This window comes from Microcosmobacter mediterraneus (assembly GCF_031846265.1).
Taxonomy (GTDB): Bacteria; Bacteroidota; Bacteroidia; order Flavobacteriales; family Flavobacteriaceae; genus Microcosmobacter; species Microcosmobacter mediterraneus.
On the sequence record NZ_JAVRIA010000006.1, the window covers coordinates 168000 to 181198 of the forward strand.

Annotated in this window: 12 protein-coding genes; 4 read left to right on the plus strand and 8 right to left on the minus strand. The window is 32.6% G+C overall.

All coding sequences use genetic code 11. The features are described from left to right. Nucleotides 1-33 precede the first annotated feature (33 nt). On the minus strand, nucleotides 34-3450 hold the full coding sequence (locus RM697_RS11365; protein ID WP_311428016.1) for a methylmalonyl-CoA mutase family protein: 3417 nt from the start codon (nucleotides 3448-3450) through the stop codon (nucleotides 34-36). Between the two features lie 229 nt (nucleotides 3451-3679). Here RM697_RS11365 and RM697_RS11370 point away from each other — a divergent pair, with 229 nt between their 5' ends. Further along, nucleotides 3680-4780: an OmpA family protein gene (locus RM697_RS11370; RefSeq protein WP_311428017.1), complete on the plus strand. Its 1101-nt coding sequence runs from the start codon at nucleotides 3680-3682 to the stop codon at nucleotides 4778-4780. Between the two features lie 35 nt (nucleotides 4781-4815). On the opposite strand, the gene RM697_RS11375 is transcribed toward RM697_RS11370, so the two are convergent. Together RM697_RS11375 and RM697_RS11380 are read right to left on the minus strand one after the other, a co-directional pair. After that, the gene (locus tag RM697_RS11375) at nucleotides 4816-5952 is read right to left on the minus strand and encodes a TlpA family protein disulfide reductase (protein WP_311428018.1); all 1137 of its coding nucleotides are present in this window, start codon (nucleotides 5950-5952) and stop codon (nucleotides 4816-4818) included. Nucleotides 5953-6030: 78 nt separating this feature from the next. Then, entirely contained in the window at nucleotides 6031-6990 is a 960-nt protein-coding gene (locus tag RM697_RS11380; RefSeq protein ID WP_311428019.1) for an MBL fold metallo-hydrolase, read from the minus strand. Nucleotides 6991-7030: 40 nt separating this feature from the next. Here RM697_RS11380 and RM697_RS11385 point away from each other — a divergent pair, with 40 nt between their 5' ends. Together RM697_RS11385 and RM697_RS11390 are read left to right on the plus strand one after the other, a co-directional pair. Continuing rightward, complete coding sequence (locus RM697_RS11385; RefSeq protein ID WP_311428020.1) at nucleotides 7031-7738, plus strand: DUF4197 domain-containing protein; 708 nt, start codon at nucleotides 7031-7033, stop codon at nucleotides 7736-7738. A gap of 98 nt (nucleotides 7739-7836) precedes the next feature. Next, a complete protein-coding gene (locus RM697_RS11390; RefSeq protein ID WP_311428021.1) occupies nucleotides 7837-8037 on the plus strand; it encodes a Lacal_2735 family protein in 201 nt (66 codons plus the stop codon). Between the two features lie 4 nt (nucleotides 8038-8041). Here the strand turns inward: RM697_RS11390 and RM697_RS11395 are convergent, their stop codons facing one another. From RM697_RS11395 to prfA, 4 genes are all read right to left on the minus strand, one after another. Next, the gene (locus tag RM697_RS11395) at nucleotides 8042-8551 is read right to left on the minus strand and encodes a hypothetical protein (RefSeq protein WP_311428022.1); all 510 of its coding nucleotides are present in this window, start codon (nucleotides 8549-8551) and stop codon (nucleotides 8042-8044) included. A 184-nt stretch (nucleotides 8552-8735) separates the two neighbouring features. Further along, nucleotides 8736-9536 (minus strand): ABC transporter substrate-binding protein, encoded by an 801-nt coding sequence (locus RM697_RS11400; protein WP_311428023.1) that lies wholly within the window; start codon nucleotides 9534-9536, stop codon nucleotides 8736-8738. A gap of 24 nt (nucleotides 9537-9560) precedes the next feature. After that, a complete protein-coding gene (pyrF, locus tag RM697_RS11405; RefSeq protein ID WP_311428024.1) occupies nucleotides 9561-10376 on the minus strand; it encodes an orotidine-5'-phosphate decarboxylase in 816 nt (271 codons plus the stop codon). 33 nt (nucleotides 10377-10409) lie between these two features. Further along, nucleotides 10410-11486, minus strand: coding sequence for a peptide chain release factor 1 (prfA, locus tag RM697_RS11410; protein ID WP_311428025.1), 1077 nt, complete (start codon nucleotides 11484-11486; stop codon nucleotides 10410-10412). A 248-nt stretch (nucleotides 11487-11734) separates the two neighbouring features. On the opposite strand from prfA, the gene RM697_RS11415 reads away from it, so the two are divergent. Continuing rightward, the gene (locus RM697_RS11415) at nucleotides 11735-12022 is read left to right on the plus strand and encodes a hypothetical protein (protein ID WP_311428026.1); all 288 of its coding nucleotides are present in this window, start codon (nucleotides 11735-11737) and stop codon (nucleotides 12020-12022) included. Here RM697_RS11415 and RM697_RS11420 read toward each other — a convergent pair. Further along, nucleotides 12019-13197, minus strand: coding sequence for an AIR synthase related protein (locus tag RM697_RS11420; RefSeq protein WP_311428068.1), 1179 nt, complete (start codon nucleotides 13195-13197; stop codon nucleotides 12019-12021). The two genes, RM697_RS11415 and RM697_RS11420, sit on opposite strands and share 4 nt — an antisense overlap. Nucleotides 13198-13199 lie beyond the last annotated feature (2 nt).

Below are 13199 nucleotides of genomic sequence, written 5' to 3' on the forward strand. Positions count from 1 at the left end.
CTAAGATTTTGTAGAGCAAAATCAAGAGTCTGCTTACATATTTCTACGATACTGTCCGCCAACTTCAAATAAAGCTGATGTGATTTCTCCTAAAGAACATACTTTACAAACATTCATTAAGGCTTCAAAGATGTTTTCATTATTAATGGCTTTATGTTGTAAGTCTTTCAGTAACTGTGTAGTATCATTTGCTTTGTGCAAATTCTCTAAAGTATTAATTTGGAATTGCTTCTCCTCTTCTGTAGCACGTATCACCTCCGCAGGTAAAACCGTTGGTGAACCTTTAGAACTTAAAAAGGTATTTACTCCAATAATTGGAAATTCGCCATTATGTTTTAAGGTTTCATAATACAAACTCTCTTCTTGGATTTTAGAACGTTGGTACATGGTTTCCATAGCACCTAAGACTCCACCACGTTCTGTGATACGATCAAATTCCATAAGAACCGCTTCCTCTACTAAATCGGTTAATTCTTCTATAATAAACGAGCCTTGAATCGGATTTTCATTTTTATTCAAACCCAACTCCTTGTTGATGATTAATTGAATCGCCATCGCACGACGAACCGATTCTTCAGTTGGTGTAGTAATGGCTTCATCATACGCATTGGTATGTAACGAATTACAATTATCATAAATTGCGTACAAGGCTTGAAGAGTTGTACGAATGTCGTTAAAATCAATTTCCTGAGCGTGCAAACTACGTCCAGAGGTTTGAATATGATACTTCAACATTTGTGCTCTAGCATTGGCACCATATTTATGCTTCATGGCTTTTGACCAAATCTTACGTGCTACACGTCCAATAACAGCATATTCTGGATCGATTCCGTTGGAGAAAAAGAAGGATAAGTTTGGACCAAATTTATTGATGTCCATGCCTCTCGATAAGTAATACTCAACATATGTAAATCCGTTAGATAAGGTAAAGGCCAATTGTGAAATTGGATTCGCTCCTGCTTCAGCAATATGATATCCTGAAATCGATACACTATAGAAGTTACGCACGTTATTTTCAATAAAATACTCTTGTACATCACCCATTAAACGCAAGGCAAATTCCGTAGAAAAAATACAGGTGTTTTGTGCTTGGTCTTCTTTTAAAATATCAGCTTGAACTGTTCCACGAACTTGAGCAATGGTTTTGGCTTTAATCTCAGCGTATACATTTGCTGGCAATACTTGATCACCTGTAACACCTAAAAGCATTAATCCTAGACCATCATTACCTTCTGGTAAATCGCCATTATATGATGGCCGTTCATTGCCTTTATAAAGCTTTGCAATTTTTGCTTCAACTTCTTTTTCTAAATTGTTTTCTTTGATATACAATTCACATTGTTGATCTATGGCAGCATTCATAAAGAAGCCTAGCAACATTGGTGCTGGACCATTAATGGTCATACTCACAGAAGTCATTACATTAGCTAAATCGAAACCAGAGTATAATTTTTTAGCATCATCCAAACAGCAGATCGATACACCTGCATTTCCAATTTTTCCGTAGATATCTGGTCTGTGATCTGGATCATTTCCGTAGAGAGTAACACTATCAAAAGCGGTTGACAAACGCTTTGCAGGTAATCCCATACTCACATAGTGGAAACGACGATTGGTACGTTCTGGACCACCTTCACCAGCAAACATTCGTGCTGGATCTTCTCCTGTTCGTTTAAACGGATACAATCCTGAAGTATATGGAAACTCTCCTGGTACATTTTCTTGCAAAGTCCATCTTAAAATATCTCCCCAAGCTTGGTACTTTGGAAGTGCTACTTTCGGAATTTGAGAATGAGATAATGACTCTGTATGCGTTTCTATTTTAATTTCTTTATCACGAACTTTAAACGAATAAATAGGATTCTTGTATGTGTTTACTTTCTCGTCCCAACCTGTAATGACTTCCCAATTGTAAGGATCGAGGTTTAGTTTTACACGATCAAATTCGGCAACTAGTAATTTAACAAAGTCCTTGTTCTCGACTGCGCTCGAAGTGACGGACTCACTTTCTATTCCTGATTTATCTAATTGTGGCTGACTTCCAGTTACAGACTCTATCGTTTTAAAGATTCCGTAGAGCTTTTGAGCCACTTCAACTTGCGCATTAGCTGTTTTATCATATGCACGATTATTTTCGGCGATTTCTGATAAGTAACGTGTTCTCGCTGGAGGAATCACGAAAATCTTTTCGCTCATTTCATCTGAAATATGAAACGTCGATTTTAAATCGGTATCCGTTTTTTCTACAAGCTTATCCATAATCGCTTTGTAGAGTGTATTCATTCCAGGATCGTTGAATTGCGAAGCAATCGTTCCAAAAACTGGTAATTCATCTTGAGGTGTATCCCAAAGATTATTATTACGCATGTATTGCTTTTTCACATCACGTAAGGCATCTAGTGAGCCACGTTTATCGAATTTGTTAATCGCTACCAAATCGGCAAAATCGAGCATATCAATTTTTTCTAATTGCGTAGCTGCACCAAATTCTGGAGTCATGACATAAAGCGATACATCACTATGTTCTATAATTTCGGTATCTGATTGTCCGATACCAGAGGTTTCTAAAATGATTAAGTCAAACTCAGCAGCTTTTAAGACTTCAACAGCCTCATTTACATATTTTGATAAAGCTAGATTAGACTGACGTGTTGCCAAACTTCTCATATACACTCGAGGCGAATTGATGGCATTCATACGAATACGATCACCAAGCAGTGCACCTCCAGTTTTACGTTTTGAAGGATCAACAGAAACGATACCAATTGTTTTTTCTGGAAAATCTATAAGGAAGCGTCGTACCAATTCGTCGACTAAACTTGATTTTCCTGCACCACCAGTTCCAGTAATACCAAGAACAGGTGTATTTGAATTTTTATTTTTAGTATGAATTTTTTCTAAGGTGTCTTTGGCAACTTCTGGAAAGTTTTCAGCAGAAGAAATCACACGAGCAATGGCTTTTGGGTTTTTCTTTGGAAGACTATCAATTTCACCATTTAAAGATTCACCTATTGCAAAATCTGATTGTTTCACCAAATCATTGATCATGCCTTGTAATCCCATTTCGCGTCCATCATCTGGAGAATAGATACGATCAATACCATAATCCATCAAGTCTTTAATTTCCGAAGGTAAAATAACACCACCTCCTCCACCGAAGATTTTTATATGTCCAGCACCTTTTTCCTCTAATAGGTCGTGCATGTATTTAAAATACTCATTATGACCTCCTTGATACGAGGTTAGGCAAATAGCGTTTACATCTTCTTGAATTGCTGTATTCACAACTTCTTCAACACTTCTATCATGACCTAAATGAATCACCTCAACTCCTGTAGCTTGAATGATTCTACGCATGATATTTATTGAGGCATCATGGCCATCAAATAGAGATGCTGCTGTTACGATTCTAACTTTATACTTCGGATTATATGGTGCTATTTGTTTCATTGAAATATTTCAAAATTTTGTAGAGCAAAATTACAGAAAATAAAGAAAAAGACCACTAAGAATAAGTATTCCTTAACAACTTAGTCTATTTTATCCTTGTTTTTAAGAATAATGAAATTAGTAAAGTTAAATTGAAAATGTGACTTATCTAAAAAGCTTGTGTCCTAAGCATTAGCGTATCATAAGATATACGTGTAAATCATATAACCGTTAACTATATTTTATCACAATGAAACAAAAATTATTATTAGGTGTATTCGCAATATTCGGAATCACCTTAGTGCAAGCCCAAGGCTTACCAACAAATCCTGAACCAGGAAAATGCTACGTTAAATGTATTACTAAAGATGAGTTTAAAGAAGTTGAAGAAACTTTACAAACCTATCCTGCTTACACAAAGTTAAGTGTAGTACCTGCAACGTATAAAACAGTAGAAGAAACTGTATTGGTAAAAGAAGCAACAAAAAAGTTTGTTTATGTACCTGCAACTTACGAAACTGTTGATGTTGCTTATTTAAAGAAAGAAAGTAGAAACGACTTAAGAGTTGTACCTGCTTCTTTTGGAAGAGACTCTAGAACTTTTGAAATTTATCCTAAAACTTCAGGTTGGGAATATAAAGTTTTAGAAGACTGTCCTTCTGTAAACAAAGAAGATTGTGTTGCTGCATGTTTTGTAGAGTATCCAGAGCAAAAAATGGATGTTCCATATACAACATTAGCCACTGATGCTAGTACTAACTCTATTCCTGTACCAGAGCAAAATGCATCTTATAAAAAGCGTGTTATTAAGACACCTGCACGTATGGATGAAATTGAAATTCCTGCTGAGTATGCTACAATTAAGAGACAAGTTATTGATGTGCCTGCTTCAACGAGAACAGAAACTGTACCAGCTAAATATACAACAGTAACAAGAACAGTTTTAGATAAAAAAGGTGGAATCACTACTTGGGAAGAAGTTGAATGTGAATTGTTAAACCCAAATGTATTACCTGTTTTTTACGAACTAGCTAGTGCTCGTTTAACATCAGCTTCTAAGAAAGTAATTGACGATACTTTACTTCCTATATTAAAAGATTCTAACGTTAGTGTAGAGATTATGTCTCATACAGACTCTAGAGGTAACGATAACTACAATATGTCTTTATCTCAACAACGTGCAAATTCTGTAGTAAACTATTTAGTTTCTAGAGGAATCTCTAGAAGTAGATTAAGAGCTAGAGGATTTGGAGAATCCAGATTAACAAATCGTTGTGCAAATGATGTAGAGTGTTCAGAATCTATGCATCAAAGAAATAGAAGAACAGAATTTAGAGTAATTAATAACTAATTTCTAAATATTCTTTAAGTTGAAAAAGCTCCATTTTATGGAGCTTTTTTTATTAATTTATATACGGTTAAAGGAACTTCTTTTGCCTCTATATCGATACCATAGTTATCTTTTAATTGATTCTTCATAAGGTCAAAATACTTATAATGTATTTGCCAATCGTGTTTAGCATCATTTTCAAAATTTTGCTCATCTATTACAACAGGCTTATCTAACGAATTTGAAAGCGTATAAACTAGGTCTTTTAACGTAACATTATCTGCTTCTATTTGTGAATCACTAATAAGGTAAGACGGACTATTTCTTCCCCAATTTATCTGATTGGTATCCCAAAACATTGGTTTATTTATATTTAGCACATAAGCATTAGTGGTCTCTTCATTATCTCTGACTTTAAATTTTAGTTTTTTTGCGAGTAATTTTCCAAAATTTTGATGAGCTTTAGAATCTTTCTCAAAGTGTATATCATAATACTTATTATCTGAGTCTGGTATTTTAATTTGTGAAGAATGTACTTTATAATAGTATCCCAAAAGTTTATCTAGTCTTCCTTTTAGATGTATTATATCGGTTTTATCATTTAATTCAAAATCTATTTTTTCATCATTAGCTTGCAATTTTAGTGCAAAACCACCTTTCATTTCTAATGAGGTTTCTTCTTCAACAGTATCCTCAACTTTTTCTAACTTAAAAACTTTATCAATAGAGGTCTTTGCTTTATTTTGCTTTAAAAATCTACTGATATCTTGTTTGGTAATATCACTAGGATGACCTTCCCATAAAATTTTCCCATTGGCATTAATAAGCATAGCTTTTGGTAGCACTCTAACTCCAAAAGTTTTGAATGTCTCACCATAAAAATCTATAGCAACTGCTAAATCTGTGGGATTCTTTTTTAAAAATTTCTCAACCGTTAAAGGGTTCTCCTCTGAAAGTGAAACAATATAAAAGTTATTAGGAAATTGTTTTTGAAGTACACCTAAATACTTTTTAGCATGTATACATGGACCACACCAAGTTGCCCAAAAATCCACTAAGTACAAAGCATTTTCGTTTGATGTATTGATCTTTGATTCTTGAAGAAATTCGGAAACTTTAATTTGACTAAAAGAAGTATTGCTCAAAAAGAAACCAAGTAAGACAATAAGTAAGACTTTAGGTTTGGGTTTCATATTATAATATGTTTAAGTATTGAGTTCAAATATCGTGCTAAAAATAAGCATTTCTAATATTTACTAATAAAACGGTATTTAAAGCTTAAAATTATCACCTTCTTTTGCAAATCTAAACCCAAGGGCCTGAATACTATCTTTCAAAACATGTGAATCTCTTATCGCAGGATTAGTATGATTAAAATGAATGAAGTGAATTTTACTCTTGGTTTCAATAGATTCATTTTCAAATAAGCTTGTAGTTTCAGTGGTAAAAGGATGCGGTATTTTACTCATATCTCTCTCTAACTCTCCATCTCTGAAAAATGAGGCATCTAAAAACGCATAATCTACTTTTTTAACTTCTTCAATAATATTTTTATCCCATTTTTGCCATTTATCAATATCTGGAATAAACAGTGCTTTTTTATTTGGGCCTTCAATTTTATAACCTACAGTTTCTGAAAATTCATCGCGATGAGGCACCAAAATTGGAGTTACTTTTAAATTGGAACAAAGCCTAATTGTTGAATCATTTTTTAATGGTTTTAAATCAATATTCTTAAAAGACACTAATTGACTCCATGGTCCATTAGTTTCAAGATAGTCTTTCATTCGCGGCATTGCGTAAACCGGAATATTATCTCCTCCTAAAGCTTCAAAACCTAAATACATTAATCCTGTATAATGACCAATATGAGCATGTGTTAGGAATACACCATCTATTACATTTCCATTATCTAAGTGAATAACTTTTAAGCCTTGTATTTGTTCTGTAAAGTCTGGAGTGGCATCAAAAATATATTTCTTTTTTGCCTCTAAATCTACCAAGCCTAAACAGGATACTAATTTTTTGGTCTCATAGCCTTTATAATAGCTAGAGCAACACATTTTATCGCAATTTATCTGTGGAAATCCTGCATCTTGAGCAATGCCAAGCACTGTAATATATTGGTTAGACTGATTTTTATGATCTAAACTTATAGTTTTTGGTAATTGTTGCTTAGAATTACAACTTAGTAAACAAAATATTAGGCCTAAAATTTGAAGTATTCTCATATCTAAATTTATCTTTGCTAAAGATAAAAAAGCTAACACAATGATTAAAAGAATAGTTTCAGTTGTATTGATTTTAAGTTTAACAGCATGTGCGGAATTACAGGAAGTTGTAAAACAATTACCGCAATCTGGTGGTGTTTTGAGTAATGCAGATATTGCCTCAGGATTACGGCAAGCTCTGGATTTTGGAATTGATAAACAAGTAAGTAAACTAACTGCTAAAGATGGTTTCTTTAAAAATGAATTAGTTAAAATTTTGCTACCTGAAGAGCTTAGAAAAGTAGATAAAGGTCTCAGAGATATTGGACTTGGAAATCTAGCTGATGAAGGCTTAAAAGTACTTAATAGAGCAGCAGAAGATGCTGTTAAAGAGGCTACTCCTATTTTTGTTAATGCTGTCAAGGATATTACATTTGCAGATGCAAAAAATATTTTATTAGGCAACGATAATGCAGCCACACAATATTTAACGTCTAGAACTGAAACTGCCTTATACAGCAAGTTTAAACCTGTAATTAATAACTCATTTAGTAAAGTAGGAGCTGACCAGATTTGGGAAAATTTAATTACAAAGTATAATGCTATTCCGTTTACTAATAATGTTAATCCTGATCTTACAGATTATGTTACTAAAGAAGCTTTAAAAGGTGTTTATACTATGATTGCTGTTGAGGAAAAAGATATAAGAAACAAAGTTTCATCAAGAACTACAGATTTACTGAAAAAAGTATTTGCGCTTCAAGATTAATTTATTGTTCATTTTTTTATAAAAATAATTAAACATTTCTCATGTTTATTTAAGATTATTAATTAACTTTCTTATCTAAATTGATCGATAAGATAGTTTTGAATAATTCACAAAAATTACTTCAGAAAAAAGACAAACTGAAACAGAAATATATTCAGCTTATTGAGGATGCTTACAATTTTAGACAAACGGATCAAGCACTTAGCGATTTAAAAGAATTTGAAGCTACCTTAATACTTAATGAGATTAATAAATTAATGTTTGTTGTAAGAGATACTACTTTTGCGTTAAATGTTTAAAAAATTATCGCTTTCTGTATAAGCCATCAAAGGCAATTACGACATCTTGACCCTCAGTAAACGTTTCCCATAGTTGTCTCACCGAACCATCTTTATTTTTTGTCCAAGTCACTTGATGATAAAATAGGACACCTTCACTGTTTTTGGTTTTATCAGTTTTTAGAATCATCTGATTATCTTTTCGATGTCCTTTTAAGTGTAAATTACCACCTTTATTATCAATCCATATTTGTTCCCAATGTTTGGCTTGAGCGTTATAAAAATTATAGCTTGTACCTGTAAAATTTCTTTGAGCACTTGTCCAGTTTTCTCTAAGAATACACTGATCTTGTATCTTGTCTATAGTATTTTCTCCTGCTCTAGAACCATCTGGATTAGTTACTATCCACTCACCAATCCAAAAATCAAATTGTGCATGAGTTTCTGTGCAACAGTTACATACATCTGTGTTGTTTTGGGCTTTTACATTTATTGAAAAAATGAGTAGACAAAGAAGTAATAACGATGTTTTCATTTTATTAATATTTAAGTTGGTTATCTAAATATATTAAACCAAGCTTAATCTAATACTAATATTAACATAACATTACATAGACCATAATAAAGCATCTTTGCAAAGCAGAAAAACAATATGTTACAACTTGTTTGGAAAAGTTAGTTAGAAAAAAGTCGGTTTAAATACCGACTTTTTTATTAAACTAATTATGCTTTAAAGTTTTAAAATACGTATAAGCCTTCAATACCCTAGAGCCATACCACGAGAACATCTCGCCATCTACAATACAAATCTTTTTATTTGGAAATTTATCTTGAAGTTCCTTTACATGTTTCTCTTTAAAAGGATAAGGCTCACTGGATAATAAAATTACATCAGCATTAACTAGGTACTCATTATTTAATTCTATTTCTGGATAACGCTTCAAATTATTAAATATATTATCAAATCCTGCTTCTTTCAACATAAAATCTATAAACGTATTAGAAGCGGCAACCATCCATGGCTCTTTCCAAATAAAATAGGCTGCTTTTGGTTTTATTGGATTTGTAATTGTAAATAAAAATTGATTGCGCTCTATTTTTATCTTAGAACAAATTTCTAAAGCTTTATCCTCAGCATTAAACAACTTACCATACATTGTAATAAGTTCTAAACAATCTTTAAGATTATAAATATCACTGATATGAATTGGTGCTACAGATGTTAAATCTTCAATAATAGATTTAGTATTCTCCTCCTTATTACAAAGAATAATATCTGGTAGAAGGGTTTTTATCTTTTCAATATTAACTTGTTTTGTACCACCAACAATAATTTTTTCTTTTCTTATTTGATTAGGATGAATACAAAATTTTGTAATTCCTACGATCTTGTCCTCAAGCCCTAAATCCACTAAAAGCTCAGTTAAACTTGGAACTAATGAAACGATTCGTTGAGGAACATGATTTAATTGAAGTGAACGATTAAGTTGGTCTTTGTAAATGATTGATGAGATTGCCATATCATTTATTACCTTGTAATGACATTACTTATTTAGAATTATAGACATTTGATCCTGCAGTTCTTTAGCTTTTGTTGCAGCAGCTTCAGCAAAATCTTCTTTATTTGAAGCATAAATTATTCCTCGAGAGGAATTTATTAGCAATCCAACAGAATCATTCATGCCATATTTACAAACATCTTGCAAATTACCACCTTGAGCACCAATTCCTGGAACTAAAAGAAAATTATGCGGTATTATTTTACGAATATCAGTTAAAAACTCAGCTTTTGTAGCTCCTACAACATACATCAGATTTTTGGAATTTTCCCATGTTGTAGAGGTTTCTAATACTTGTTTATATAAATCTTGCCCTTTAACATTAAGTGTCTGAAAATCAAAAGCACCTTGATTAGAAGTTAATGCTAAAAGAATAGTATGCTTGTTTTTAAATGCTAAAAAAGGCTCAACAGAATCCTTTCCCATATAAGGTGCTACAGTGATACTATCAAAATTTAAATCTTCAAAAAATGCTTTAGCATACATGCTACTTGTATTACCAATATCACCTCGCTTAGCATCAGCAATTGTGAAAATTTCTGGATAGTTAGTATTTATGTAGTCAATAGTTTTTTTAAGAGATTTCCATCCTTTTAATCCATAAGCTTCATAAAACGCTGTGTTTGGTTTGTAAGCCACGCACAAATGATGCGTAGCATCTATAATAGCTTTATTAAAAGCAAAGATAGGATCATCTTTTTCTAATAAATGTTTTGGTATTTTATTAAGGTCTACATCTAATCCTATACAAAGGAAAGATTGTTTCTTTTTAATTTCTGAGATAAGCTCGTTTGTAGTCATATAAAAAAAGCCTCATAATACAAGGCTAGATTACTAAATATGTTCTTCGCTCGCCTTCAATTTCTCTGTGTTTTCTGCAAGCATTAATTCGTCTATAATTTTTTGAATATCTCCATTTACAATATTTTGCAAATCGTAAAGTGTAAGACCTATTCTATGATCTGTTACTCGTCCTTGAGGATAGTTATATGTTCTAATTTTAGCACTTCTATCACCAGAACTCACCATACTTTTCCGTTTCGCTGAATCTGCTGCTTGTTGTTTTGCTAATTCTAAATCGTATAAGCGAGATCGTAGCACTTTTAGGGCTTTCTCTAGATTTTTGTGTGATGATTTTTGGTCTTGGCAGCTCACAATCATACCTGTAGGTTCATGATGTAGTTTAATCGCTGAGTAAGTAGTGTTAACAGATTGTCCACCTGGACCTGTTGATGTCGTTCTTTCAATACGTACTTCTGTCATGTCTAATTCATAATCAAACTCTTCGGCTTCTGGCAATACCATAACTGTTGCGGCACTTGTATGAACTCGACCTTGAGTTTCTGTTTGAGGTACACGTTGTACACGATGCACTCCTGCTTCAAATTTTAATATACCATAAACATCATCGCCAGAGACCTCAAATATAATTTCCTTAAAACCACCAGATGTACCATCGCTCTGACTTACAACATCTACTTTCCAATTTTTATCGCTACAATATTTAGAGTACATTCTATACAAATCTCCAGCAAAAATACTTGCTTCATCACCACCTGTTCCAGCTCTAACTTCTACAACTACATTTTTAGCATCATCAGGATCTTTTGGTATAAGCATAAACCTGATTTCTTCTTCGAGTTTTTCTATAGTTTCTTTGGCCTCATCTAACTGCATTTTTGCCATTTCTACCATTTCTGCATCAGAACCATCTGCAATTATGTCTTCAGCTTCAGTTTTATTATCTGTGGCTTCTTTATATATTTTCCCTTTATCTACAATTACTTTTAAGTCCTTGTATTCCTTCATTAATTTAGCATAGCGCTTTTGGTCAGAAATGATATCTGGTTGTATAATAAGGTCATTAACCTCATCAAATCGCTGCTGAATTATCTGTAATTTCTCTAACATTTAAAGTGTAAAATTGAATGGTAAAAATACGATAATTTATGGATTACTTGCGGAATATTTACTGTAAAAACAGTCTAAAAACATGACCAATAGATACTAAAATTAAGAAATTATCGTTACTTAATTATCCTCAAATACTTTTAACAAATACAGCAATAAAAATCATAGTTCATACTACAGAGTTACTCTAAAATTTAAAAGCGAATACAACGAACATTACTGTTTAATCATTCCTAACGTTTTAAACTATGCAACGTATGTCCGCTATTCTGTTGTTTTACAGACCTATGTTTTTATGGTCTTGTATAGCAACACTCGTCATTACCATTTTAAACCCTTACATCTTTTTTGCAGTAATTACCAAATTGGTATTAACACTATTTGCTTGGCATTTAGTTAAAGAAACTAAAGCAAGAAAAAAATTACGTGCTTTTAATAAGCTTGGACTAACAACTTTTAGACTATTTTCAATGCTTTACGTCATTGATATATTTATTACTATAGGATTTTTAGTAATTATTAAGCAGTTTATTTAATACTGAAACGTTCCGTATTCACTAATAATAGTAAGTTTTTTTGAATCTGAGCTTTCTACTTTTCCGATGATTTGAGCATCAACATTAAAAGATTTTGAAATGGCAATTAAATCTTCAGCTATGTTTGGATGTACATACAATTCCATTCTATGACCACAGTTAAATACTTGATACATTTCTTTCCAATCTGTATTAGATTGTTCTTGTATAAGTTTGAAAAGTGGTGGAACTTCAAATAAATTATCCTTTATAACATGTAAATTTTCAATAAAATGAAGAATTTTTGTTTGAGCACCACCAGAGCAGTGCACCATGCCATTAATTTCTTTAGAAGAATATTTGGATAATATTCTTTTAATAATTGGTGCATAAGTTCGCGTTGGAGATAGCACCAATTTACCAGCATCGATTGGAGAGTTCTCTACATTATCAGTTAATTTTATACCTCCTGAGTACACCAAATCCTCAGGAACAGCATGGTCAAAACTTTCGGGATATTTTTGAGATAAATAGGTATTAAACACATCGTGTCTTGCAGATGATAAGCCATTACTTCCCATACCTCCATTGTACTCAGATTCATAAGTGGCTTGACCATAAGAGGATAATCCAACAATGACATTTCCTGGCTTTATATTGGCATTATCAATAACATCAGTACGCTTTATACGTGCAGTTACTGTAGAATCTACAATAATTGTTCTGACTAAGTCACCAACATCAGCAGTTTCGCCTCCTGTAGAATGAATAGTAATACCAAAGTTTTTTAAATCTGAAATCAGTTCTTCTGTTCCGTTGATGATGGCAGAAATTACAGCACCTGGAATTTGATTTTTATTTCGACCAATAGTTGAAGACAACATAATATTATCAGTAGCACCAACACAGAGCAAGTCGTCAACATTCATGATTAGTGCATCTTGGGCAATACCTTTCCAGACCGAGAGATCTCCTGTTTCTTTCCAGTACATATATGCTAAAGATGATTTTGTACCAGCACCATCAGCATGCATAATAAGACAATAATCATCATTTCCTGTTAGATAATCTGGAACAATTTTACAAAATGCCTTAGGAAACAGTCCCTTATCAATATTTTTAATAGCATTATGGACATCTTCTTTTGATGCAGAAACACCACGTTGTGCGTAACGTTTACTAATATCTTCAGCCATGG

Bases quoted from the DNA above. Each gene is read 5' to 3' on its own strand.
- RM697_RS11400 (WP_311428023.1), bottom strand. From the start codon at position 9,536: ATGGCAATCTCATCAATCATTTACAAAGACCAACTTAATCGTTCACTT.
- RM697_RS11375 (WP_311428018.1), bottom strand. From the start codon at position 5,952: ATGAAACCCAAACCTAAAGTCTTACTTATTGTCTTACTTGGTTTCTTT.
- RM697_RS11370 (WP_311428017.1), top strand. From the start codon at position 3,680: ATGAAACAAAAATTATTATTAGGTGTATTCGCAATATTCGGAATCACC.
- prfA (WP_311428025.1), bottom strand. From the start codon at position 11,486: ATGTTAGAGAAATTACAGATAATTCAGCAGCGATTTGATGAGGTTAAT.
- RM697_RS11365 (WP_311428016.1), bottom strand. From the start codon at position 3,450: ATGAAACAAATAGCACCATATAATCCGAAGTATAAAGTTAGAATCGTA.
- pyrF (WP_311428024.1), bottom strand. From the start codon at position 10,376: ATGACTACAAACGAGCTTATCTCAGAAATTAAAAAGAAACAATCTTTC.
- RM697_RS11415 (WP_311428026.1), top strand. From the start codon at position 11,735: ATGCAACGTATGTCCGCTATTCTGTTGTTTTACAGACCTATGTTTTTA.
- RM697_RS11380 (WP_311428019.1), bottom strand. From the start codon at position 6,990: ATGAGAATACTTCAAATTTTAGGCCTAATATTTTGTTTACTAAGTTGT.
- RM697_RS11395 (WP_311428022.1), bottom strand. From the start codon at position 8,551: ATGAAAACATCGTTATTACTTCTTTGTCTACTCATTTTTTCAATAAAT.
- RM697_RS11420 (WP_311428068.1), bottom strand. From the start codon at position 13,197: ATGGCTGAAGATATTAGTAAACGTTACGCACAACGTGGTGTTTCTGCA.
- RM697_RS11385 (WP_311428020.1), top strand. From the start codon at position 7,031: ATGATTAAAAGAATAGTTTCAGTTGTATTGATTTTAAGTTTAACAGCA.